Annotated in this window: 18 protein-coding genes and 1 tRNA gene; 12 read left to right on the top strand and 7 right to left on the bottom strand. The window is 39.8% G+C overall.

Features of this window, described 5'->3' with window-relative positions:
• Positions 1-15 precede the first annotated feature (15 nt).
• Positions 16-1,017 carry a DUF4973 domain-containing protein gene (locus tag ACTJKN_RS24715; protein ID WP_440828316.1) on the top strand — a complete coding sequence of 334 codons (1,002 nt, stop codon included), beginning with the start codon at positions 16-18 and terminating at the stop codon, positions 1,015-1,017.
• A 347-nt stretch (positions 1,018-1,364) separates the two neighbouring features.
• On the opposite strand, the gene ACTJKN_RS24710 is transcribed toward ACTJKN_RS24715, so the two are convergent.
• Positions 1,365-3,095, bottom strand: a complete 1,731-nt coding sequence (locus ACTJKN_RS24710; protein WP_440828315.1) for a glycoside hydrolase family 43 protein — start codon at positions 3,093-3,095, stop codon at positions 1,365-1,367.
• A 520-nt stretch (positions 3,096-3,615) separates the two neighbouring features.
• On the opposite strand from ACTJKN_RS24710, the gene ACTJKN_RS24705 reads away from it, so the two are divergent.
• Complete coding sequence (locus tag ACTJKN_RS24705) at positions 3,616-4,353, top strand: 3-keto-disaccharide hydrolase (RefSeq protein WP_440828314.1); 738 nt, start codon at positions 3,616-3,618, stop codon at positions 4,351-4,353.
• Positions 4,354-4,361: 8 nt separating this feature from the next.
• Positions 4,362-5,717 (top strand): Gfo/Idh/MocA family protein, encoded by a 1,356-nt coding sequence (locus ACTJKN_RS24700; protein ID WP_440828382.1) that lies wholly within the window; start codon positions 4,362-4,364, stop codon positions 5,715-5,717.
• 55 nt (positions 5,718-5,772) lie between these two features.
• On the opposite strand, the gene ACTJKN_RS24695 is transcribed toward ACTJKN_RS24700, so the two are convergent.
• Positions 5,773-6,555 carry a response regulator gene (locus ACTJKN_RS24695; RefSeq protein WP_440828313.1) on the bottom strand — a complete coding sequence of 261 codons (783 nt, stop codon included), beginning with the start codon at positions 6,553-6,555 and terminating at the stop codon, positions 5,773-5,775.
• 2 nt (positions 6,556-6,557) lie between these two features.
• Positions 6,558-9,740, bottom strand: coding sequence for a ligand-binding sensor domain-containing protein (locus tag ACTJKN_RS24690; protein WP_440828312.1), 3,183 nt, complete (start codon positions 9,738-9,740; stop codon positions 6,558-6,560).
• A gap of 273 nt (positions 9,741-10,013) precedes the next feature.
• Here ACTJKN_RS24690 and ACTJKN_RS24685 point away from each other — a divergent pair, with 273 nt between their 5' ends.
• The 5 genes from ACTJKN_RS24685 to ACTJKN_RS24665 all read left to right on the top strand — a co-directional run bounded on the left by ACTJKN_RS24685 (position 10,014) and on the right by ACTJKN_RS24665 (position 18,056).
• A complete protein-coding gene (locus ACTJKN_RS24685; protein WP_440828311.1) occupies positions 10,014-11,588 on the top strand; it encodes a family 43 glycosylhydrolase in 1,575 nt (524 codons plus the stop codon).
• A 214-nt stretch (positions 11,589-11,802) separates the two neighbouring features.
• A complete protein-coding gene (locus ACTJKN_RS24680; protein WP_440828310.1) occupies positions 11,803-14,868 on the top strand; it encodes a SusC/RagA family TonB-linked outer membrane protein in 3,066 nt (1,021 codons plus the stop codon).
• 10 nt (positions 14,869-14,878) lie between these two features.
• Positions 14,879-16,549, top strand: coding sequence for a RagB/SusD family nutrient uptake outer membrane protein (locus ACTJKN_RS24675; protein WP_440828309.1), 1,671 nt, complete (start codon positions 14,879-14,881; stop codon positions 16,547-16,549).
• A 34-nt stretch (positions 16,550-16,583) separates the two neighbouring features.
• A complete protein-coding gene (locus tag ACTJKN_RS24670; RefSeq protein WP_440828308.1) occupies positions 16,584-16,931 on the top strand; it encodes a hypothetical protein in 348 nt (115 codons plus the stop codon).
• A gap of 18 nt (positions 16,932-16,949) precedes the next feature.
• A complete protein-coding gene (locus ACTJKN_RS24665; protein ID WP_440828307.1) occupies positions 16,950-18,056 on the top strand; it encodes a glycoside hydrolase family 88/105 protein in 1,107 nt (368 codons plus the stop codon).
• Positions 18,057-18,588: 532 nt separating this feature from the next.
• On the opposite strand, the gene ACTJKN_RS24660 is transcribed toward ACTJKN_RS24665, so the two are convergent.
• Positions 18,589-18,660 (bottom strand) — tRNA-Arg (locus tag ACTJKN_RS24660).
• A gap of 295 nt (positions 18,661-18,955) precedes the next feature.
• Here ACTJKN_RS24660 and mgtE point away from each other — a divergent pair.
• Positions 18,956-20,332, top strand: coding sequence for a magnesium transporter (mgtE, locus tag ACTJKN_RS24655; protein ID WP_029275973.1), 1,377 nt, complete (start codon positions 18,956-18,958; stop codon positions 20,330-20,332).
• 9 nt (positions 20,333-20,341) lie between these two features.
• Positions 20,342-20,956, top strand: a complete 615-nt coding sequence (locus ACTJKN_RS24650; protein WP_440828306.1) for an HAD hydrolase-like protein — start codon at positions 20,342-20,344, stop codon at positions 20,954-20,956.
• 891 nt (positions 20,957-21,847) lie between these two features.
• Here ACTJKN_RS24650 and ychF read toward each other — a convergent pair.
• Positions 21,848-22,948, bottom strand: a complete 1,101-nt coding sequence (gene ychF / locus ACTJKN_RS24645; protein WP_029275975.1) for a redox-regulated ATPase YchF — start codon at positions 22,946-22,948, stop codon at positions 21,848-21,850.
• A 259-nt stretch (positions 22,949-23,207) separates the two neighbouring features.
• Here ychF and ACTJKN_RS24640 point away from each other — a divergent pair, with 259 nt between their 5' ends.
• Complete coding sequence (locus tag ACTJKN_RS24640; RefSeq protein ID WP_440828305.1) at positions 23,208-23,669, top strand: hypothetical protein; 462 nt, start codon at positions 23,208-23,210, stop codon at positions 23,667-23,669.
• 70 nt (positions 23,670-23,739) lie between these two features.
• Here the strand turns inward: ACTJKN_RS24640 and ACTJKN_RS24635 are convergent, their stop codons facing one another.
• Together ACTJKN_RS24635 and ACTJKN_RS24630 are read right to left on the bottom strand one after the other, a co-directional pair.
• The gene (locus ACTJKN_RS24635) at positions 23,740-24,063 is read right to left on the bottom strand and encodes a DUF3276 family protein (protein ID WP_029275977.1); all 324 of its coding nucleotides are present in this window, start codon (positions 24,061-24,063) and stop codon (positions 23,740-23,742) included.
• 79 nt (positions 24,064-24,142) lie between these two features.
• A complete protein-coding gene (locus ACTJKN_RS24630) occupies positions 24,143-25,933 on the bottom strand; it encodes an ABC transporter ATP-binding protein (RefSeq protein WP_440828304.1) in 1,791 nt (596 codons plus the stop codon).
• Positions 25,934-26,003: 70 nt separating this feature from the next.
• On the opposite strand from ACTJKN_RS24630, the gene ACTJKN_RS24625 reads away from it, so the two are divergent.
• On the top strand, positions 26,004-26,174 hold the full coding sequence (locus ACTJKN_RS24625; RefSeq protein ID WP_440828303.1) for a hypothetical protein: 171 nt from the start codon (positions 26,004-26,006) through the stop codon (positions 26,172-26,174).
• Positions 26,175-26,397 lie beyond the last annotated feature (223 nt).

Raw genomic sequence — 26,397 nt, 5'->3', positions numbered from 1 at the left:
CATAATCTGCAAAAAATGAAGAAGTATATATATATTCTATTTTTATTGATAACAACAGCGGTATGCTTTGTTTCATGTAATGATGAATGGAAAGAAGAACAATTCGTTCAAACGGCATCATTTAAATCAAATCCGACTGCCCAGGGGGTAAGCTGGAGTTATTTACGTTATAATGCCACCGGAAAGGTGAGGTTTAACCTTCCGATTATCATCAGTGGTTCTACCCCAAATCTAAAAAACCGCACCATACATCTCGGTTTAGACCCTGATACGCTGGCAAAATTAAATCAGGAGCAGTATGGACACCGGCAGGAGTTGTATTTTAAACAATTGGATAAAAAGTATTATACCATGCCCCAAACCATAGATGTACCGGCAGGGGTGAGCACGGTTACTGTACCCATCGATTTTACTTTGGGAGATCTGGATCAATCTGATAAATGGGTATTACCGTTACAGATTTTAAACGATCCTGCTTATGATTATCAGGCTAATCCACAAAAATATTATCGTAGAGCTATGCTGCGGATTACGCCCTTTAATGATTATTCTGGCGAATATGGTGGTACTTTGTATAAAATATTTCTCGACGGGGATACTGAGCCCTTAACCCTTAATACCCACCGAACTTTTGTGGTGGATGATAAAACTATTTTTCTGTATGCCGGAATCAGGGATATTGATTACCTGGACCGCAAAAACTATAAGGTATTTATTAAGTTTACCGATCAGAATATCGATATCCAGAAGAAAAAGTTAGAAATCTGGAGTGATAATACCGTAAACAATAAATTTAAAGTTGGTGCAGCACAATCTTATTATACCAGAGATGAAGCCTGGGACCCAAAACTTCCCTACCTGAAACATATTTATACCACGCTTTATTTATCCTACGAGTTTGAGGATTACACCACAGTACCCGGACAAAGGTTAAAATATAAAGTAGATGGTACATTATCCATGCAGCGCGACCTGAATACATTGATACCCGATCAGGATCAGCAGATTCAATGGTAGTTGGTAATTTATAGAAGTCGAGTTTTTAAAACTTGACTTCTATATAACACACTAAACCCAGCCAGCACGGATGCTCCAGCGAGAGAAATATTTAAGCAAGTCCTTCGACAGGCTACTATTGATAAGATTGCCAAAAACGGTCGTCCTTTCGACTGAAGCTCGCCGATTTTTAATCGGTAGCGCAATGGAGAAATCTTTAAACTTTAGATCTCTCCGCTCCGCGTTGCTTCGGTCGAGATGACGATCTTTATATTTAAGTCTGTTAGTGATAGAATAATTGAGTTTTAACGATATTCTTAAATATACACATTTCCAAGCCGAAAATAATTCCGCTTTCAATGGCATCATTAATTATTCATTAATCTAAAGCTGTTAAAAGTCCCTGTTTGCGAACGATCTCCTTTTACCACAATACCAGCCCTGTATCCCATTCCCCAAGGCACATACTTGGCTGCCAGAAAATCTGTGCGATAAAAACTAAGCCATTCTGCTCCTTGTTTTTTATGGAAAAATTCTATCTGTTTCCCATCATTGCTGATCTGCATCTTCAATTGCACTGGCCCCGCTAAATTTTCTTTTGATGTTTTAAGAATCTTATATGCGCCTTCAAAGTTGTCAAAAACAGCAAAGCCATCCTTCGAGACTGTAATGCCTATTCCACCAAGTTCGCCAGGCCACTTGCTTTTAAAAATGGCACCGCCCAGACAAATGCCTGTTTTTGCTTCATCAGGCTTTATTTCAGCACTGATGCTAAAATTTACAGTTTTAATGTACTGACCCAGAAAGGTGCCAAGTGCATGGTTTTCATCAGATGCTGCTAATTTTAACCCTTTATCAAAAAACATCGATGGCCTTGCCGATTTGGAGGGCCATTGCCAGGCAAGATCAAGTTTTTGATCATTTTCAAAATTGTCGACAAAATTAAGGTCGGCTTTAGGACGGTTGGGGAGGGTTGCATTATGCAATACAGGCCAGCCATCAGCACCAACAATTAATTCTTCTATAATGCCCTCTCTGCCAACAAAAACATCATAACTTTTGTTAAATGCGTGGTATAGCATAAATAGCCTGTTGTTTGCAGTTTTTACCACTGTGCCATGGCCGGGGCAATTCCACTTGTCGTTACTCACCATTATTGGGTTGTTGCTGTATTTCTCCCACACACCACTGTTGAGGTCTTTCGTTCTGGCAATTCCTGTTTTGTAATTGCATTTTGCATCACAGCAGCCACCAACAGAATACAGGCTGTAAACATATTCTCCCAAAGTAAAAAAACAGGCGCCTTCAACCAATCCGGTTTCCCATGGCTGGCTATTGGTGAATACTTTGCTCTTTTGCCCGAGTAATTTTGTCCGGCTATCGTTAATTTCCTGTTTCCAGATCCAGCTTTCTTTGCCACAGCCATTCCCGTCGTTTTTCCAGAAAGCATAAATTTTGCCATTGTGCTGTAATTCAAACGCATCTATTGCGCCACATTCATCTTCAATAATAACGGGACCGTTATCGGTAAATTTACCGCTTTCAATTTTATCTGCATCAATCCAGGCTGTGCCGCATTGCAAACCTGGATTACCTTTTGTTTCCCTGTTGTGCGCTGTATAATAGGCATAAATCCGGTGCTGTTTCTGATCATAGACCAGTTCCGATGCCCAAAAGTTATTTTCGCCCCATTGGTTTTTCATGTCCTTAAATCCATCCGGAAAAACATGGTTGATCAGTTTCCAGTTTTTAAGGTCGGTTGATTTATATATAGTAAAATAAGGAGCCCACTCGTTTGTAGTAGAAGTGGCGTAATACACCTTGCCAACCCTGATGATAGAAGGATCCGGATTATCGCCTGGCAGGGCAGGGTTTAGCAAGAGGTGCGCAGCGCCATCAGTGTTGGAATTTTCGGTCTGTGTTTTTTTTACCCCGCAGGAAAACAGGTAAAAGCTCATCAGTAAATAAACCAGGCAAGTGCCCAAAGTTTGTATTGTTAAACTATAGGACTTTTTTGTGGCTATTTTATTCGTTTTTTCTGCTGGTTGGACACCGTTTGCATATTTTTTTAAAAATGTAGATAATCGAAAAGTGATCATGTATTTCAAGGTATAAATTGTCTTTTTGATATTTGGTTATTTTTCCGAAAATAAACAATTATACACAGGGAGAAAGGGAAGCCAAAGTTAGAGCGCCGCGCATAAATGAATGTTTTATTCCTAATCGCCGTGGTGCAACCTACTTTTTTTTAATCTGTTTATAGCTATTTGTTTTGTTTAAATTGTTGATTTTTAATGTTTTAGTTTGTTTTTGCCTTTTTGCCTGTGTTTTTTTGTAAACGGGATTTTATCCGGCGATTCTTCTTTTCTTTCGGTTTTCGATCAGGTAAAATGAGACAAATCAACAATAAATTGAACATATTTTACAAGGTCCATTGGCTTACTTTGGCATGATAACCAATTATAAACCCGTAAATCAAATCATATTGTAAATGCTATGACAACCAGCAAGCGGATACCAATGAAGCGCTATGATACTTATTGTGGTTTTTGTTCTTTAGGCGGCCACACCAATAACTGTAAATCTTTAAACACATAAAATAACTATAAATTAAATTCAATGAAAAACTACAGGTTAATTTACATGCTAATATTGGGCATTTTTGTCGTAAACCTAACTTATGCCCAAAATATACTCAGCAAAAGCGAAAAAAAGCAAGGGTATAAGCTGCTGTGGAACGGCAAGGATGCAAACGGTTGGCGTGCTATATTTAAAGCACAGTTCCCTGCCAAAGGCTGGGAGATGAAAGATGGAGTTTTAACGGTATTGGCATCCAATGGAAAAGAGCAAGGTTCGGGCGGCGATATCGTAACCAGGGATGAATATTCGGCCTTTATATTAAAGTTCGATTTCAAACTTACTGCAGGTGCTAATAGTGGTATAAAATATTTTGTAACTGAAGAAGAAAAAACCAATCTGTCAGGCATTGGCCTTGAGTTCCAGGTACTGGATGATGAAAAACATCCTGATGCTAAACTGGGCAAAAACGGTAACCGAAAGCTTGCCTCTTTATATGATCTTATTCCATCAAACAAACCTGCTTCGGTAATTAAAGCAATTGGCGAATGGAATAGTGGTGAGATTCGTGTTTATCCGAACAGCCATGTAGAACATTGGTTAAATGGCGTAAAAGTAGTGGAATATGAGCGCGGGTCAGAAGATTTTAGAAAACTGGTGGCTGGAAGTAAATATAAAACATGGAAAAACTTCGGAGAAGCTAAAAAGGGACATATCCTGATCCAGGATCACGGCAACAGTGTTTCGTACAGAAACATTAAAATCAAAATACTTAAATAATGAGCATGATGGAAGAATCAAGAAGAGACTTTATAAAAAAAGCGGCAATTGCTGCAGCAGGAACTTATGTAGGTACTTTTGGGATGTCGGCCAAGAGTTATGCGAATATTATCGGTGCCAATGATCGGGTTAGGGTTGGCGTGGTTGGTTTTTCCGATCGCTTTAAAGATACGCTGTTTCCATGCTTTTTGAACCATAACAAAGAACTTAATTTTGATATTGTTGCTCTTTCTGACCTATGGAATTACCGCCGTGATTTAGGTGCTGAACACATTAAAAACAAAATTGGCCATGGCATTACTTCCTGTAAAAACAATGATGAACTTTATGCATTGAAAGATCTTGATGCCGTAATCATCAGTACGCCAGATTTTGCACATGCATTGCACGCCATAGAAGCTGTTAAAAACAAAAAAGATGTGTATTGCGAAAAACCTTTTGCCGAAACCATGGATGATGCCAATGCAGCATTGAAAGCAGTAAGGTCTTCGAAACAGATTCTGCAGATTGGTTCGCAACGCCGCAGTGGACAAAATTATCAGGCTGCTGCCGATTTTATCAAAGCGGGTAAATTTGGCGATCTTACCATGGTAGAGTTGAGCTGGAATGTAAATCAGCCTGGCCGTTGGCGCCGCCCCGATTTGGTAGCTAAGCTGAAAGAGCAGGATACCGATTGGAAACGCTTTTTGTTGAACCGGCCATACGAAGCCTTTGATCCCAGGATATACCTCGAATACCGCCTTTTCTGGCCATATTCTTCGGGTATGCCCGGCCAATGGATGAGCCACCAGATTGATACGGTGCATTGGTTTACCGGACTCTCTCACCCACGCAGTGTTACCGCAAACGGTGGGATTTACCAATGGAAAGATGGTCGGCGCAATTGGGATACCACTACTGCTGTTTTTGATTATGGCCCGCTTGACGATATGACTAAAGGTTTCCAGGTGGTATTTACTTCCAGGATGCATAACGGTGATGAAAGACCGGCAGAAATCTATTATTCGAATGGGGGAGAATTAAACCTCATTACCAATACCATATCGCCTCATGGAGGTTTAACGGCGAGAGCTGCAGCGGCGATGAAAATGAAGCCGAACCTATTGCCCGAAATTAAACTTGCTGCGCCATCAGCTGCAGCAGCATCGGCCAATACAGGTGCCGATATATTGAGCTCTAACCATATGCGCAACTGGTTGGAGTGTATCCGAAGCAGAAAAGAGCCTAATGCGCCTGTTGAGGCAGGTTATCAGCATTCCATCGCCAATATCATGACCAATGCCGCGGTGCGTACCGGTGGAAAGGCAAGCTTTGATGCCACTCGTCAGCAGGTTATGGTAGAGGGAAAAGTATTCAAATATTAACCGCACTCGATCGAAAAAGATGGCTGGATTTAAATCTGGTCATCTTTGGGTTTGCTTAAATTTCTTCGTCCTTCGTATCCTTACTGAGCGAATTCATATATTCCTGGGGCGTCACTTTAAAATACCTTAAGAAATTTTTATTGAACAGGCTTTGAGAGCTGTAACCCACCATCTTCGCAATCTCAAAAAAGCTGAATTCGTTCTGAGCAATCAGCTTAGTGGCCTTTTTTAAGCGGGTAACATCAATCAGTTCTTTTGGCGATAGGGCAGAAATCGCTTTTATCTTCCGGTAAAGGGTAGGGCGGCTCATGTGCATGTGCTCGGCAAGCTGATCGATATCCAGATAAGGATCCTGAATGTTTTTACGCACATATTCGTCCAGTCTTTTCAAAAATGCTTCTTCAATTTTCGAGTTTGCCACTACACGCACGTCTTCAAAAGGCGCACTTGCAAAATGGGCTTTAATTTTTAAGCGGTTCTGAAGCAGATTTGCCACCTGAACACGTAATAGCTGCGGCGAAAATGGTTTTTTGATATAAAGATCTGCGCCTACTTCCAAGCCTTCAATATGTGCCTTATACGTGTTTTTAGAAGTCAATAAGATAATGGGGATGTGGCAATATTCTACGTTTGATTTGATCAGCCTGCAAAGTTCAAAACCATCAATCCCGGGCATCATAATATCGGAAATGATAAGATCTACTATTTCATTATCCAGAATTTCCTGCGCAACTTCTCCGCTAATTGCCAAATGCAGTTTATAGGTATTCCCGAATACCTGCGTTAAAAACTCAAGAATATCTTCATTATCATCAATAATTAAAATGCTGTCAGTCATGTTTATTTTATCTTTTTCCAACTACTCAATTTAAATTCAAATTTTTGATGTATAGGCAAAATTAGTTCAAAAACCACTTTGTCAGCATCACCTTCCAATAACGTGAGTGAGCCGTTATGCAGTTCGGCCAACGATTTTGCCAACGAAAGCCCAATGCCGGTGCCAGGTTTATCTTTGCCATATAACCTGAAAAACGGTTCGAAAATCTGCGCCCGGTATTGCTGAGGAATGCCTTTACCATCATTGGCGAAAGTAACGTTAAAACGGCCTGCTGTTTCACCAGAAGTATAGAGCCGTACAATTACTTTGCTTGTTCCATATTTAATCGCATTCGAGATTAAATTGTTAAAAATCTTTATCAATGCCTCTCTATCGGCAAATGCAATGATGTGCGTTTTGGGCAGTTCAAGATCAAGCGAGATCTTGCTTTTTTGAGCTTCTTGCTCAAAAGCATTCACCTGTTCTTTTAACAGGTTATTGATATCGGTATTTACAAAATTTAAGCCGAACTGGTGCATTTCTGTCTTGCGGAAATCAAGCAATTGATTGGTCAGTTTGGCCAGTCGGTTCGCATTTTTTTCGACCATGAGCAAACTGCTTTTTAAGGGCTGTTCCTTTGTCTCCTCTAGCATCATCTCCACAGGGCCTAAAATTAAGGTTAGCGGCGTTTGTATCTCATGCGCAATATTGGTGAAAAATTCGATCTTTGCCTGATAAATCTCTTTTTCCTTTTCGTGTTCGAATAACTGTAATTTATTGAGGTTTTTGCGCTCGATATAACGGTGATAATAGCGTATAGCCAGAAAAAGCCCGGTTGCGATTATCAACAGGTAACAAATATATGCCGTAATACTTTTCCAAAATGGTGGAAGGATTTTAATAAAAAGGCGGCGCTCTTTTCCTGTCCAGCTCTCTACATTACTTTTTGCCCTTACCAGAAAAGTATAACTGCCTGGAGATAAATCTGTAAAATAAGCTTTTCTATTGTTGTTCAGGTAGGTTGTGGCCTGATCTAGGCCTTTCATCACATATTCATACCTGGTCACTTCGGGCGAGGAGTAGTTGAGCGTAGCGAATTCGATGCTGAAATTGTTCTGGTTGTGTGCAAGTACAATCGTATCGGTATAGGAAATTGATTTGCTAAGCGGACTATTTTCAATATTTGGAAGAACTTCCTTATTATTGATCTGGAAACCCGTGATAAAAGTAGGCGGTGCGGTATCTTTTTGTTCAAAATCTTTTGGATTAAAAGAAATCATCCCCCTTACCGATCCGAAATACATCCTGCCATTCGGATCTTTATAAGCAGAACTGAAGTTAAACTGATCGGTAATTAAACCATTTGATTTGGTGTAGATTTTAAACTTTTCAGTCTGCATATCAAAGCAGATCAGGCCTTTAAGCGAGCTTATCCACAAATGTTTTGAGCTGTCTTCGAGCACACGGAACAGAATATTGGTAGGCAGACCATTTTCGGTAGTGAATTTTTTCAAAACTTTCCTGTCCGGACTAAGCCTGATCAGGCCACCGCCTTCAGTAGTAAACCACATGGCATGGTTGCTATCTTCAATAATGCCACATACCGGAAATTCGTGAACGCTCTTGTTGTTAAGCTTGTCGCCAAAGGTGATGTTGCCATGTTTACCGGTTTTAGGATGGTAATAAAACGCTCCTCTCGATACGCTACCCGTCCAGATATTACCAAACCTATCTTCCCAGATGTCGTAAACATAAGAATTTACAGGGATTTGTTTAATCCGTTTAAATGTTCTTTTCTTTTGATTAAAAACAAATAGGCCTGATCCCATATTGTATCCGGTGCCCACATAAATTGTACTGTCTTTAGCAAGGTGAATAGAAAGCACAAAATCGCTAGTCTCTTCATTTTCTTCGCCAATGGTTTTAAAATGGTCTATAACTTTTCCCGTGTTTATATCCATTATTTCCATGCCGTGTAAAAAAGGCCCCACCAGGAGTTTATTGCCCAAGGCAAGTAAACCATGAATGTTGGGGTAGGATATGTTGCCAGCTTTACCATTGGCCGTGTAATTGGTAAAAATTCCGGTTTTTGGGTTGAATTTGTTCACGCCGGCATCTTCAGTACCAATCCACAAATTGCCTTTATTATCGGGACAGATTTCCCTTACCGCATTTCCTGAAATGGAATTGGTGCCCAGTAACGGATAATATTTTTCAAACCGTGCATTGTTTTTCGAAAAATAACTCAGTCCACCAAAATAAGTACCTGCCCACATGCCGCCCTCGTTATCTTTACAAACCGTATACACGGCATTATCTGGAATAGAATAAGGGTCGCCGGGCCGTTTGCGCAAGTTGATGTTGGCATGGGTAGCTAAATTGTAGATGTAAATGCCCGATTCGGTTGCAATCCAATATTCGTGGTTTTCACCCGCAGTAATATCACGTACATAAATATCGGTATTATCGCTGTTTTTAAGAATCAATGATTTAATTGCGCCAGTTTTGGTATTGTAGCTTTTTAAGCCCTGTTTAAAGCATCCTACCAGTATGTTATTATTCCCCGTTGGAAATATTTTACTGATCGACCGCAAGTTTACAGGTACATTCTGACCGATTATTTTTACACTGGTTTTAGAACCATTCTTAGGATTGTAGGTTACCAGTTCTCCATCATCATTGCCTATTACAATGTTCCTGTGCTCATCAATGGCTATGCAGGCTGCACTGATTTTAAGGTCTATTACCCTGTTATCTTTCTGTACATATTTAAAGAGCTGCCTGTTCGCTAAAAAGAAAAGGTTGTTTTGATGATCTACTAAAATGGAATTGATGTATTTTTTCAAGTCAGGTGTGAGCGGGGTAAATACCTCTTTCACGGGGTCATATTTAAAAATACCTCGGCCTGTACCCACCCACAACATGCCCTTTTTGTCTTCTGCAAGGCTAACAATAATGTTGTTGCCGATGTTTCCGAATCTGCTTTTTTCGTTTTTAAAGGTTTTAAACGTATAACCATCAAAACGGTTTAAACCAGCGCGGGTTCCCACCCAGATCATGCCTTTATGGTCCTGTATAACCGTATTTACAGAATTATGTGCCAACCCATCATCAGCCTGGTATTGCTTAAAATAATAAGATTGCCCTCCGCAGGTAGAAACTGCAAAAAATGTACTCCATAACAAGAAAAATAATACAAACCGCATATTCATGTTAATATCAAATATATATAAATCGGATTGTTGTGTAATCGATGTTTCAGCATCAGATGATCCGGTTTTAAACAGGTGTTTTGTTGTGGTCTGATTATCAATTGTTTGGATTGTTTTTGGGAAATGATTTGAGACATATCGACAAAAAGATGAACAAATTTTACGGGCATCATTCCTTTACTTTGATTTGAAATTAACCAAATTAATAACCTTGCTGCAAATTTCTTCTATCGGCGGTACCATGCCTTTGCAGTTTTAGTATTTTTTATGAGAAACAAATTATTGATTCATTTGGCAGCTGCATTTGTGGTTTTAACAGGTTCTTGCCAGAAAGGCCCATCAGCCGATAGAAATGACGCCCTAAACAGCGTTGAAAAACTAGCTGCATTAAATGTGATTGCTGCTGCACCTCCTTTAGGTACCTTGATTGACGGAGCAATATATCGGATCCGCGGAATGTCATCCTTACCCGATGGTCCTGTGGTCGAAGTTACCGGTAACTCAACAGCAGAAAATGCCGCCATCCAGCAATGGTTATGGTTTCCTAACAACGGGCAGAAATGGAAGCTGGTAAAAACAGATGCCACTTATTGCAAACTGATCAATATCACCAGCAATAAATGTTTAAAATCGCCATCAACAACACCTGGGGCTATTTTACAGCAAGGTACCGACGATGGTAGTGATGCGCAACAATGGGCTATCACTTATACGGGCAGTAATAATGTATATACGCTTACCAACAAAGCCACAGGAATGAAAATGGCCATTGATCCCGAAAGCAATACGCCCGGTGCTAAAATAAGGCAAAACACCACGCTAACCGGTACACAGGGAATGTTTAATTTTCATGATACGAATTTCCAGAATCCGCTGATCAATGCAAGCAGGGCCGACCCCTATGTTGCCCAAAAAGATGGCTATTATTTTTTTATGTATACACGCGGCAATAATATCGGACTTAGAAAAACCAGATCGATGTCATTGTTATCTACAGCAGTAGAAACTGTGGTGTGGACACCTCCGGCTGGTGCGGCTTATTCTTCTAATATCTGGGCGCCCGAATTACATTTCCTTTCCGGTAAATGGTATCTCTACTTTGCGGCAAATGATGGGGGCGACGTTACCCACCGCATGTTTGTGCTGGAAAACGCTAATGCCGACCCTACCACCGGTACATGGACATTTAAAGGGAAAATAAGCGATTTGAGCGATCAATGGGCTATTGATGGTTCGGTATTAACCATAGGCACAACAAACTATTTTATTTGGTCGGGATGGGAAAACGTGGCCACTAAGTATAAGCAGTATATCTACATCGCACAGATGGCTAACCCATGGACCATCAGTAGTGATCGGGTAAAAATATCATCGCCAACCAACAATTGGGAAAAATACGAACCAAGTGGCTCATTGGGTGCAGGTGTTAACGAGGGGCCAATTATGCTCAGAAAAGATGCGAACAGCCCGGTTTTTATTATTTATTCTGCCAGTAGGTACAGCAGCGATAATTATTGTTTGGCGCAGATACAGTTAAAAGATGGTGGCGACCCTATGGTACCTGCCGATTGGATCAATAAAAAGCAGGTATTTGTTAAAAGCGATGCCAGTGGCGTTTATGGGCCTGGTCACAACGGTTTTTTCACCAGTAGTTATACCGACCCAAATGGGGTGCTGCACAGCGAAAACTGGTTTATTTATCACGCCCGAAGTGTCGCAAATACCACCAATGGATCCAGAACGCCACGCATGCAGAAGTTGACCTGGAATGCAGACGGCTCGCCAAATTTTGGAACCGCGGTTGCAAATGGAGTTAACATTCCGGTTCCTGTTGGAGAATAATAGTGTTTGGCTAACAGGGTACATTTTCCGAAAGCATTAATCACAAAGAACAATTTGAGATAAAACGACAAAGGAATGAACAGTTTTTGTGACCAGCATTTTTTTACTTTGATACCAGGAAACCAATATGAAACATTTGCGGCTTTGCAAATTTTGCTTAGCCACTAATGCCGATTTAACCCTAAGGTTTCCTCATCCAATAATCTAACCAAATATGAAATACAAAGTTCTACCCATAAGAATTATAGCTATAACTTTTTTACAGGTCGTGATATTGGCCATTGCAACAACAGCAAATGCCAATAATAAAAGTGGTGTAACGACGGTACTGAATAAAAAATTTTGGTTCGCACGCGTTCGTCAGGCCGATATAAGCATAACGGGCAAGGTAATAGACGAAAAAACAAAATCGCCGATACCGGGTGTTTCTGTTAAGGTGAAAAATGGTGCAACGACGGCTGTAACCGACGAAAATGGTGTTTATAAGATCAATGTAGCCAATGAACAAACCATTCTTTTATTTTCTTATATCGGTTATGATGTACAGGAGGTAACGGTAGGCAATCTTAAAAATATTAATGTTGTTTTAAAATCTTCACAAGCTAACCTTGATGAAGTGGTGGTTGTGGGTTATGGTACCCAGAAAAAGGCCGATGTGACGGGATCGGTAGTGAGGGCAAATCTCGATGATTTTAGAAATGCACCTACCACTAACGTGGCAAACCTTTTGCAGGGAACGGTTCCAGGTTTAAATGTAGGGCAGGTTAACCGCGCTGGCGCAACACCAGGTATTAGCATTAGGGGGCAAAATACGCTGGGTGGCAACCAAAACGTACTGATTATTTTAGATGGAGTACAATACAATGGTTCCTTAACTTCGATTAATCCGGATGATATTGCTTCGATAGATGTACTGAAAGATGCAAGTGCCACGGCAGTATATGGGGCGCAGGCGGCAAATGGTGTTATCCTCATTACCAGTAGAAAAGGTGCTATTGGTAGGACCAGAATTTCTTTTTCTTCTCAGTATGCTACTCAAAAACCAAATATCGATTTAAAACCAATGGCCAGAGATGAATATTTGGATCATATTAAATATTTATATTATGATCAGGCCTTTCTTGCTCCTGATTTTACACAACCAAATCCGGCATTCGATCTGGTAAGCAAAGTTGATGCATCGATGAAAGATGCGCAGGGAAACCTGCTGCCCAATGATTTTAGCTGGTATGATGAAGCCACCAAAACCGGAGCAATTGTAGATAACCAGCTTAGTGTTTCTGGCGGAACCGATAAGATTAATTATCTTTTATCGGGCAGTTTAACCAGAAATTCGGGTTTTATCAAGAACGATGTTTTCAAAAGAAAAACCATCAGGGCAAATATTGAAACCAAAGCAACAGATTGGCTTACCATTGGCCTGCAATCGTTCGGGACTTTTGTAAATGAGGACGGGGTAGAGCCAAACTTCGTAGATATCAATTTAATGTCGCCCTTAATCCTTCCGTGGGATAATAACGGAAATCTGAAAATCAATCCTTTTAATACGAATGTAACCAATCCGCTGTTAAACTATCAGGCTGACGATTACGACCGCCACAATTATTTCTTTGCCAATGTTTATGGTAATGTACAACTGCCCGTTAAAGGTTTGAGCTATAAAATAAGTTTCGGTAACAATTACCGTCTCGATTTTAAAAACATTTCAAACATGTACGATGCTAACCTTACCGGGCAGGCTTCAAAAGAAAATACCACTTATTACGATTATACCTTTGATAACCTTTTGACTTATAATAAAATTATTGGCAAACACAGCTTTACCGGAACTTTATTGTATGGTGCCATTGAACGCGATAACAGCTATACCAGGGCTTACGCAACAGGTTTTTCAAGATTGACCCTTGGTTATGATAATTTACAGCAGGGCACTAACCGGTTTGCGATATCCAATGCCTGGAAAGAAACCCTTAATTATCAGATGTTCCGTTTAAACTACAATTACGAAAGTAAGTACCTGTTTACCGGTACGCTTAGGAGAGATGGATTTTCTGGCTTTGCAGAAAATAACAAATATGGAATTTTTCCATCAATATCTGCAGGTTGGGATATTTCGAAAGAGTCGTTTTTTAAAGTTAATTGGGTAGATAACCTTAAATTAAGGGTAGGGTACGGCGTTGCCGGAAATCAGACCTCAAGATATTCTTCATTGGCTAATGTGGGCGTGAGTGCTGCTTATGTTTTTGGTGATGGCGGTTCTACGCAGTTTGGTCAGCAGGTAAATTCGTTGTCTAATCCAGATTTAAGATGGGAGCGTACAACAGGTGCAAATCTAGGTTTGGAATTTACCCTTTTCAAAAACAGGCTATCGGGTGTAATTGAATATTATGATACCAAAACAACCGATCTTCTATACTCGGTAAATATCCCGGTGGTTACGGGTTTCGGTAATATCCTCACCAATATAGGACAACTGAACAACAAAGGACTTGAACTTTCTTTAAACTCGAAAAATATCAATAGTGACGAATTTAAATGGACTTCTGCCTTAAATTTTGCCAGAAACGTGAATAAGGTGGTTAAACTGTTAGGCGATCTTAATGGCGATGGTGTTGAAGATGATCTTCCACAAAGTGGCCTTTTCGTTGGGCAGCCTACCGCCGTAATTTACGACTACCAGGTAAATGGAATTTGGCAGGTTGGAGAACAGATCCCAACGGGCTATTCTCCGGGAACCTACCGCATTGTAGATCAAAATGGCGATGGGGCAATCAACGCCAGCGATAGAACTGTTTTAGGATCATCAGCTCCAGCCTACAGGATCAGTTTGCTGAATAATTTTCAGTATAAGAATTTTACCTTGAGTATATTCCTGAATTCAGTACAGGGCGGCGATAAATCTTATCTCGCCGGCAATACCCCAAGGCTCCTCAGAGATGATAACTCCATCAGGAACAATTACCTCAGTGGGATAGACTTTTGGTCGCCAGATCATCCCGATGGCAAATATCCCCGTTCTATCGTTTCGGCAACCTTAAATCCGCCACTTTTTCAAAACCGAAGTTTTGTGCGCTTACAGGATGTATCGCTCTCCTATAAATTTAGCGGAAAACTGATTGAGCGTATGAAACTACAAAACCTAAATGTATTTGTAAGTGGAAGAAACCTGGCTACGTGGACCAAGTGGGACGGTTGGGATCCGGAAACCAATCAAGGATTAACCAACGACGGAAGGCCTGTATTTAAAGGGTATTCTGTAGGTCTTAATGTTACATTTTAAACTAAAAGCGATGAAAAAGATAACCTTTACTATTATAGCTGCAACTACCATTCTGTTTTTCTCCTGCAAGAAATCTTTTTTGGACGAAGAACCGCTCGATTTCTTAAGTACAACAAATGCCTACATCACTGTTAAAGATTTTGATGCAGCAGTTAATAATCTGTATAGCCGGGTAAGAAGCGAATTTTATAACAGTGGAGAGCAAAGGCCCTTTGATTATGTATTTGGTTGCGATCTGGTTTTTGATGGTCAGCCTGCTACCACAAGACACACCAATATGGTTGCAGCCTATTCGCCATTGAGTACCGAGATTCCTTTGATCCACTGGACTTCACTATACAAGATTATTGCAGAATCCAATACCATTATCGGACGAATCCCAGCTTCTGAACTGGCACCAGCCGATAGAACACTTATGGAAGCGAGAGCTAAGTTTTTCAGGGGTATGGCCTTTCGTACACTTGCCTATCTATATGGCGGCGTACCCTTAAATACAACAGAAGTGGTATCACCCAAAACAGATTATGTAAGGGCACCCAAAACCGCGGTATTGGAGCAGGCCATCAGCGACCTCAAATTTGCATCTATAAATTTGCCAGCCATTAACCTGGTGCAGGATGGAGAAATAAACAACCTTGCAGCGTACCATCTTTTATCAGAAGTATACCTGGCTGCATGGCAGTTTCAAAATGCGGCAGATGCTGCGTCTGCTGCAATCAGTAATCCCAATGTTGGCCTTATGACCACCAGATTTGGAGTTAAAGCATCAGATGCCACAAAAAATGTGTATTGGGATCTTTTTCAGAGAGGTAACCAAAATAGAAAAAATGGCACCAATAAAGAAAGCCTTTGGGTAATCCAGTTTGAAACCGATGTACCGGGCGGCGGAGCTGTTTCCACAGGCATTGCCGGTTCTTATCAAATGGAAAGACATTTTGCACCGCAATTTCTAAACTTTAGGCTCTCTGGCAGCAGTGTTCAGCCATTTCTGTATCCAATTAGCGATTATACTGGTGGCAGGGGAATCGGTTGGGCCATACCGACCAAATATTTTTCAGATGTGATCTGGCAAAGCGATTTTAATAACGACCTTAGGAATGCACCTTTTAATTTTGTGCGCGAATTTAAAGTAACCAATCCTGCGCACCCACGTTTCGGGCAAACCATATCTACCATTAATCCACCTGCTGGTATAACTGTACCAAGAAGAGATTTCTATGCTTTTCAATCAAAAGTAACCACCCCGGGCGATCATCCTGATGGCATGTTCCAGGATAAATCGCAGCTGTTGCTTAAGGCAAGCGCAGGCGGAACTTATGCCGATCAATATATGTTCAGGCTGGCAGAAACTTATCTTTTAAGGGCCGAAGCTTATTTAGGCCTAAACCAGCTGGATAAAGCAGCTGCAGATATCAATTTGGTACGCAGCAGATCAAATGCATCGGCTGTATTGCCAGCTAACGTAAATATGGATTACATTTTGGACGAGCGTATGCGCGAGCTGGGCGCTGAAGAAAAAAGACGGATAACCTTGATGAGGCTGGGGCTGGTTTACGATCGCGTAAAAAAATGCAATCCTTATTACAACGATGTTTTAACTACCTATAACTTATGGCCAATCCCTGCTTCCGAAATTGAGCGGAATAATGGTGCAAAACTGGAACAAAACCCGGGTTATTAACCGTGGAATAATACTGCAGATAAAAGGCGATAGTATGGAAAAAATGATCGAAAAAGCAGTTAAAAAAGTAGAAGTTCTGATCGATCTTTTAGGCTATGGTATCGTGCAATTGCCAGTAGCATACAGCTTAAGTTGCACAGATTTATCTCCCAGGGCTTATAGTATAGAATGCCACATCGATCAATCCGATTCAGCATTGCATTCCTGGCTTTATTCGTCTGATTTTAAATTGATTTTTTCAGAGATAGAAGATGGTGTTGGCCATGTGGTCTGCTTTAATGGAGAAGCGCTAAGCAGGAATATTTATTATCAAACCATGTTAAACGTGGTTTCTGATTACATTTTTTTAAAGGAAAAATTTTCCTGTAATGAAAGACTTTAAACCAAATTATAAATTTTTATGTGTAGAAAATTAATTGCCTTATTAGTCCTTTTAACTTCATTCCAGTTCTTGTTTGCGCAGAACAATCTGCTAAAGGATTTTCCTCAGGGATTTGGTCCGAAAGAAGTGGGAAAACGTTTAGCTTACCGCTTTCTTGATAAAAAACACATGCTCCACGCGGGGAAATGGATTAGCTATCCGGAAACTTTCAATTGGACCGGAGCACTTAAATATGCTAAATTAACAAAAGACAAAGAACTCTTGTTACGCTTAGAAGAAAGGTTTGAAAAACTAACTTCCCAGGAAAAGCAACTATTGCCCATTATGAACCATGTTGATCTGAATATGTTTGGCAGCTTGCCTTTGGAATTGTATCAGGTTACAAAAGATAAAAAGTATTATGACTTAGGCATGCCGTATGCAGATACCCAATGGACGGTTCCACAAAAAGCAAGTTTACAGCAGAAGGAATGGGCTGATAAAGGTTTTTCGTGGCAAACCCGTTTGTGGATTGACGATATGTATATGATCACGATTGTTCAGGCCCAGGCCTACAAAGTTACAGGTGATAAAAAATATATCGATCGCGCAGCCAAAGAAATGGTGCTTTATCTGGATGAATTACAGCGGCCTAACGGTCTTTTCTATCATGCCCCTGATGTGCCGTTTTACTGGGGCCGCGGCAATGGCTGGATGGCTGCAGGCATGACAGAACTGTTGCGGTTGTTACCCAAAGATAATAAAGACCGTCCGCGTATACTTAAAGGCTATGAAACCATGATGAAAAGCTTGAAAGATTACCAAAGACCAGGCGGAATGTGGAACCAGCTGATTGACGAGCCAGACTGTTGGGCTGAAACATCAGGATCGGCGATGTTTACCTATGCGCTCATCAGTGGGGTAAAACATGGATGGTTAGATAAGCAGGAATATACTCCTGTGGCGCGGAAAGCCTGGCTGTCATTGGTGCCATACATTAACGAAAAAGGTGACGTGGCAGAAGTTTGCGTTGGAACAAATAAAAAGAATGATAAACAGTATTATTACGACCGTCCTCGGAATGTTGGCGACTCGCACGGACAGTCTCCATACCTGTGGTGCGTTTTTGCACTGTTGGAAAAGTAAGCTACTGTACAACCTAATAATATTAACCAGGCGTAATCTTAGCAGTTTACGTTAAGTAATCGTCTGTATAATAAAAAAATGATCTTTCGTGTGCCGTATTTGGTATAACGCCGCCTGATCTCATACTAACGGCGAGTGCACACGGTGATAATCCTGGGGCGTTGTCCCCAGGCTATCTTTTAAAATTGAGTAGTAGTCTCAACTCATGATCAAAAAATTCAGCCTAAAGCATTCATGGTGAAATATTGAGCGACGATATAGTCATCAAAGCCTAGGAAGAAGTACAAATCTATTCCTGTAATAGAACAGGTGAAGATGATGGCTTTCGGAAGAATTAAAAAAGAATAAGGCTGAAATAGCCATAAACGTGAAATTATAGCATCAATTTATTCCAAAAAATTATTGTATCATGAGGATGGTTATGGAACAGCTAGATTGAATGAAGGTGTTGGGTTAATATGTCTGATTAATAGCGAGTTGTGTAAAATAAAAAACGAGACAAACAGCGTAAAAACTGATTTGTCTCGTGAGGTGCTCCCGACGAGATTCGAACTCATATCGATGGTACCGGAAACCATAATTCTATCCATTGAACTACGGGAGCATAAGGCTGCAAATATAGAAAATTCAAAATCATTTCATTAAAAAAACAAGGCTATTTTTAATCTGTAATTTCATATCAAAATTAACTTCCTGCTGTTGAGATATTTTTTATGTTAAAAAATGATTAAATCATAAAGCAACGGGCTGCTTTATTGAGTTTGTTCCGCTTTATTTTTAATTTAAGAAACCTTTATGGTTAATTTTAAAGGTACACCGTTGGCTTTTTAAGAAATAAAAATGCACCTTTGCGAACCGTTAATAGAGGTTTAGGCATGTAATAAATTAGATTGTATTTTATGGAAGAATTGGTTGTGGAAGAGATTCAGGAACTGCTTGAAAAAGAAAATGATAAGGCTTTAAAGCAATATCTCGATCAACTGAATATTTCGGATGTTGAAGAACTGATTGACGAACTTCCACAATATGCAGCCAAATTTATCGAAACCTTATCCCTTAACAGGGCGGTAAACGTTTTTCGGATTCTGGATTTTCCTACGCAGGAGCGGATCATTAAAAAACTTTCGGGCAATAAACTCAATCAGATCATCAAAGATCTGCCGCCAGATGACCGCACCGCACTTTTTAGCGAGTTAAAAGGCGATGTGGTAAAAAAAATGATTACACTTTTACCACCCGAAGAACGTAAAGAATCGCTTGCACTTTTAGGCTACAAAGAAGATAGTATTGGCCGTTTAATGACGCCCGATTACATCGCTGTGAAGCCCGAATGGTCTATCACGAGGGTTTTGGCGCACATCAGGCGCTATGGAAAAAACTCCGAAACCATTGATGTAGTATATGTGATCGATAAAGAAGGAGTACTGTTGGATGATATCAGGATCCGTGAGGTTTTATTGGCCGATCCTGAAGCAATTATTGGCGAACTCACCGATAAACGTTTCATTGCCTTAAAAGCTAACGATCCCCAAGAAGATGCAATCAATATCTTCAGAATGAATAACCGTGTGGCTTTACCCGTAGTGGATGAAAATAACATTCTTTTAGGTATTGTTACCGTTGATGATATTTTGTGGATTGCAAATGAGGAATATACAGAAGATATGCACAAAATTGGGGGTACTGAGGCTCTGGATGAACCTTATCTCGATATCCCAATCCTAAAACTGGTTAAAAAACGTGCAGGATGGTTAATTGTACTCTTTTTAGGCGAAATGTTAACCGCAACAGCCATGCAGCACTTCGAAATTGAACTCGAAAAAGCAGTAGTATTATCGCTTTTTATTCCATTGATTATGAGCAGCGGGGGTAACAGTGGTTCTCAGGCTTCAACATTAATTATTCAGGCGATGGCCTTAGGTGAAGTAACCATCGCAGAATGGTGGCGCGTAATGCGCCGGGAGCTTGTTTCTGGGGCCTTGCTCGGCATCATTTTAGGCACAATTGGTTTTATCCGCATTGTAACCTGGCAAGAGTTGCACCTTTACAACTATGGCCCACATTGGTTTTTAATTGCGGCTACCATATTTTTTACCCTTGTTGGCATTGTATTATGGGGCAGTTTAATCGGTTCGATGATGCCAATTATTTTGAAAAAACTGAAACTCGATCCAGCAACCTCATCAGCACCATTTGTAGCCACTATGGTAGATGTTACCGGAATTGTAATCTATTTCAGTGTAGCCGTATTAATTTTAAAAGGCGTTTTACTCTAAATCTAAATCATGCAAAAGAAAATTACCACACTTTTTACCGATATCGGTGGCGTTTTATTAACCAATGGCTGGGACAGGCATGCAAGGGGGGAGGCTTCAGTACTTTTTAACCTCGACTCGGTCGATCTCGAAGAGCGCCATCATCTTACCTTCGATACCTATGAAGTGGGTAAATTAACCCTTGATGAATATTTGGAGCGTATTGTTTTCTTCGAAGAACGGAATTTTAGCTATGATGATTTTAAGGAGTTTATGTTCAAAAAATCACTTCCTTATCCAGAAATGATTCAGTTGATCTGCGATTTAAAAAAGAAATATAACCTAAAAGTAGCCGTAATCAGCAACGAGGGCAGAGAATTGAACCAATATCGCATCAATACTTTTAAACTGAACGAATTTGTCGATTTCTTTGTCTCATCTAGTTTTGTGCATTTCCGTAAACCCGATGCCGATATTTTTAAGGTGGCCATCGATATTTCGCAGAGCGATGTAGAAACGAGTTTATATATTGATGACCGTATGCTTTTTGTACAGGTTGCTGAAGGTTTAGGTTTAAAAGGCATTCATCATACCGATTACGAAGATACCAAGGTACAGTTGGCCGCTTATGGGTTAGAGGTTTAGAAGAGAATCGTCATCTCAACTGAAGAGCAGTCCCGACGTTAAGCCGAGAGAGATCTATCTTTAAATTTCTTAATACCCCTAATTTTAAATTGGCAACTCTTATTAAAAAGAATACCTGCTAATTAAAAATTATATTTATCTTTACGCTGTGAAAAATACAACAGAAAAATATTGTTTAAACTCGTGTTTTTGTTACTCAAAAAGTAACGGGTTGACTTTATTTATCTGATAAGAAATATAAAAAGATTTAAAGCCGCTTGTTACAGATGTAATAAGCGGCTTTTTTATTTATAATCGTTTGGTATGCACAATGGATGTGTGCTGGTCTGCAAAACCAGTGTAGTCAGTTCGATTCTGACACCAAACTCAAAAAAAGAATTGTGAGGAGCTGCGAGTGCTTTTCAGAGGCAAAAATATTTCTTGATTGAAAAGCAGTTATAAAAGCTTATTTTAAAGTCCTTCCCGCTTTTCATTACAAGTTTTCGCTACGCTGCGGGCTTTCCATTTTAATCGGGTTTATTGGCAATTTAGCTGCTGGTATTTTAGGCTGGGCGCAGCAATATAATTCCATTTTTCTGTGCCTTCTCCAGCGATCGTCATCCTGACCTGTAGCAAAGCGGAAAGCTACGAAGTAAACCGAACCTTAAGCGAGCTCACCGAAGGTAATTTATTTCAGGATTTGTAATCGTTAATTATCTGTGTTAATCTGTATGATCTGTGGTTAATTAAGCACTTCTATATGCGCTTTAACTCCGCTCAGTGTGACAATAGAGCAGGTATCCGTGCTTTCTGTGTCTCCGTGGCAAAAAAAAGTCTTCAAACAAAAAAGCCACTCTTTCAAGTGGCTCTATATTGTTATACTTTTTCAAAGTCCCCTTAGGGATTTAGGGACTATACATTAAATCTAAAGTGCATAATGTCGCCATCTTCCACTACATAGGTTTTTCCTTCAACGCCCAATTTACCAGCATCTTTACAAGCGTTTTCAGAACCTAAGGTTACGAAATCGTTGTATTTGATTACCTCAGCGCGGATAAATCCTTTTTCGAAATCAGTGTGGATTACACCGGCAGCTTGTGGCGCTGTAAAACCTTTGGTAATCGTCCAGGCTCTAACTTCTTGTACACCAGCGGTAAAGTAAGTATAAAGGTTTAATAATTTATAAGCTGCGCGGATTAATTTATTTACACCAGATTCAGTCAAGCCTAAATCAGCTAAAAATTCCTGACGCTCTTCGTAGCTGTCCAGTTCAGCAATTTCTGATTCAATTTTAGCAGAGATCACTAAAACTTCAGCATTTTCATCAGCAACATTAGCTTTCACTAAATCAACGTACTTATTTCCATTAATTACAGATGCCTCATCAACATTACAAACATACATTACCGGTTTTTGCGTAAGCAGGCCTAAATCTTCAATAAAATCGAAATCATCTTGAGCCAATGCCGCAGTACGGATTGATTTGCCAGCTTCTAAATGAGCTTTAACCACCGTTAAAATTTCATAGGTACGTTTAGCATCTTTATCGCCACCTGTTTTAGCCATTTTTTCAACTTTTTGAATACGTTTATCAACGGTATCCAAATCTTTAAGCTGTAGCTCAGTATCAATAATTTCACGATCACGGATCGGATCAACAGAACCATCCACGTGAATTACATTTCCGTCATCAAAACAACGTAGCACGTGAATAATTGCATTGGTAGCACGGATATTTCCTAAAAACTGATTTCCCAGGCCTTCACCTTTCGATGCACCTTTTACCAAACCCGCAATATCTACAATCTCGATTGTATTTGGTTGCACTTTGTTTGGTTTAACCAACTCGGCCAGTTTGGTTAATCTATCATCAGGTACTGTAATTACGCCAACATTGGGCTCAATAGTACAAAAGGGGAAGTTTGCAGCCTGCGCTTTTGCATTTGATAAACAGTTAAAAAGAGTCGATTTTCCAACATTTGGTAAACCAACTATACCACATTGTAATGCCATTATTTATTATTCTTTATTTCTTTAGTTTTTAGCTATTGGTTAATTGTCTTATGATCAATAGCCATTGTGTTTCGTTCTCAAACTTTAGTATTGGTCATCTTCCATCAACCATTTTACCTTTTCCGCCTTCCGCCTTCCGCCTTCCGCCTTCCGCCTAAAATTCCGCGCAAAGATAAGCTTTTAAAACCTTTATTTAAACCCTTGCTATTGTATCAAATCTATATTTTATCTAAGTTTAGCCCAAAATAGATAGAGATAAATGGAAGATTTTGAAAATGAAGTGCCCCAGGAAGTAAAATTGGTTGTTACCGAAGAAATGCGGAGCTATTTTTACGATATGAGTAAATGGGCAAGATTTTTATCGGTTGTGGGTTTTGTTATCTCGGCATTTTTAACCTTAGGTTCATTCGGAATAGGGGCTGCGGTAACGGCTAACCCAGGTATGCTCAATCAATTGGGGCCATTGGGCGGTATCGGCGCCACTGGTATCACCATATTTTACCTGTTGTTGGCTTTGTTCTTTTTTTATCCAAGTTTATTGCTGCTGCGCTTTTCGGCCAAAGTTAAACAAGGGGTTTTGTTCGGCGATCAGGAAAATTTAAATGATGCCATTGCCCATGTAAAATCGCTCTTTAAATTTTGGGGTGTAATTACCATCGTATTAATAGCCAGTTATTTTCTTTTGCTGTTGGCAGTACTCTCAGGCGGAGGCATAAAATAAAATATTTAAGCACACAAAAAAGCCTCACGATTTATTAAATCAGGAGGCTTTTTTATTGAAATTATATTACTTAAAAAGTAAAATCGTCGCTTGCTTTAGTGCTATGTTCTCCATTTTCAGAATATTCATAACGTTTTTCAACCACATCTTGGTGAGTTTTGATGTAATCAACAGTTTCATTTAGTCCTTCTGCAAATTTTTCGAAATCTTCTTTGTATAAAAAGATTTTATGTTTTACAAACACACCGTCTTCTAATCTTTTCTTACTCTCGGTAACTGTTAAATAATAATCACCCGATCTAGTAGCCTTCACGTCGAAGAAATAAGTTCTCTTACCTGCTCTTACTTTCTTTGAAAAAACTTCTTCTCTTTCCTTGTTGTCGAATTCTCCCATGGTTGGTATTGATGTTGGTTTTTGGTTTCGGTAAATATAAAGCAAATATTTAAAGTTCAAAATACAATTTTAACACAATTTAAATACTTCGGGTTTCCTCCTCCAAAAGTTGGTTGTTGTAAAGCGTTGTATAGCTTCCATTTTTACTAAGTAATTCATTGTGTGTGCCTTGTTCGATGATTTTACCATTATCCAGCACTAAAATCTTATCTGCATTTTTAATCGTAGAAATCCTGTGGGCAATTAAAATACTTGTTTTTCCGGCCATGATTTTGCCCAGATTTTGTAAAATTTCTTCCTCTGTTTTGGTATCAACGGCCGAAAGACAATCATCAAATATTAAAATCTTAGGTGATTTTATTAAAGCCCTTGCGATAGAAACCCGTTGTTTTTGCCCACCGGAGAGTGTAATTCCGCGTTCGCCCAGCATGGTTTCGAATTTTTCTTCAAAATCGATAATATTGGTGTAAACTGAGGCATTTCTAGCAGCAGTGTGCACTTCTTCATCCGTAACCTCGTCTAAACCAAAGGCAATATTATTCTTTATGGTATCAGAAAATAAGAAAACCTCTTGTGGTACAAAGCCAATCTGGCTACGGTAATCTTTAAGGTTTAATGCTTTAATATTTTTTCCATCAATATCAATGGTACCATTTTCTACATCGTACATCCGCATAATCAGATTGGCCAATGTCGATTTTCCGGAACCAGTTTTTCCGATAATGGCTACAAATTCGCCACTATTAATCTCGAAACTCACCTCTTTTAAAGCTTCAATGCCTGTATCTGGATAGGTAAAAGTCACCTGATCGAACCTGATATTGCCGCTTAGTTCAATTTCTGCAGTTTCTTTCGATTGAATATCAGATGGGATATCCAAAAATTCATTTATCCTTTTTTGCGATGCAGCAGCCCGCTGGATTAAAGAAGTAACCCAGCCCAACATGGTTACCGGAAAGGTTAACTGGTTGATGTAAATGATAAATTCTGCAATATTCCCTGCTGTGATACTGCCATTCATTACCTGGATGCCACCTATATATATGGTTAAAATGGTACTCAGGCCAATTAATAAAAGCATGGTTGGGTAAAACAGTGCCGATACTTTAACCAGGCTCATCGAATCTTTTTTATAATCATTACTCTGGATGGAGAACATGTTTCTGGTATAATCTTCGCGAACATATGATTTGATGATCCGGATCCCCGAGAGACGTTCCTGTACAAAGCTCGAAAGATCTGATAGCCGTTCTTGTATCTTTCCACTTTTTTTGAAGATTAAGGTGTTTACGTAATAGATAATCACCACTAAGAAAGGAAGTGGCAAAAGGCAATAAATGGCCAGTTTGGAATTTACATCAAACATCGACCAGATAATAAGTACCGATAACACAAAAGTATTAATCGTGTACATAATCGCGGGACCAACATACATCCTTACCCGGTTAACATCTTCTGTGGCACGGTTCATTAAGTCGCCTGTATTATTCCTGCGGTAAAAACCCAGGCTAAGCTCCTGATAATGTTGGTAAATGTCGTTTTTCATATCAAACTCGATATGCCGCGACATTAAAATAATAGTCTGACGCATAAAGAACAGAAAAAGCCCCCTCAGTAAGTAAAGCGCGATAACCAGTAGGCCAAAATATAAGAGGTTGCTGCTAAAAATATCATAGATAATGGCCTGGCGGTCGAAACCGTAAAAAAGGTTGAAAATCTGGATGTTTTCGGTAATCAGATCAACTGCATAGCCAATTACCTGAGCTGGCACTACACCAAAAATATTAGAAATTACCACGAAAATACTTCCGGGAATAATCCACCATTTATATTTAAGAAAGTATTTGTTTAATCGGCTTAAATGTTTCATTCCATACAAACTTAGCTAATTTTGTTATTTCATGACGCATATTTATCTTTTAGTGCTTAAGCTTTAAAAAATGATGACACTCTTTCCAATCTTCGAGGTTTGGGGCTGTGAGTTTGTAGGACTAATTAACAGCTTTACTAATTTGGGCGTTACCCCAGCTGCGCAAGGGGGCGGGCTTTTCAGGGCTCCGCTTCGCTGCGGTACCGATGAAGGATCGGTACTGAACCCTTACAATCCCTAACGCAGTATCTGTCACAGTAAGCCATCGCGAGGTTGGTAAGTAGCCAAAAACAGCTGAAATTGTTAAATAAACCTGATAGAATGGAAAGCCTGGAACGAAGAATGAGCGAGGACCTGGAGAGATAGCAGGGCTTTCATAACCCAAACGCACCGAACCCTGCTTTTCTAAAACCAGGTTTAGCTCAAAAAACCATCTCCATCGAATATATTTTGTTATAGTTTCG

The organism is Pedobacter sp. 22163 (genome assembly GCF_052045595.1).
Lineage (GTDB): Bacteria > Bacteroidota > Bacteroidia > Sphingobacteriales > Sphingobacteriaceae > Pedobacter.
The sequence above is the reverse complement of the archived record's forward strand: the minus strand, read 5'-3'. Positions and strand labels throughout refer to the sequence as shown.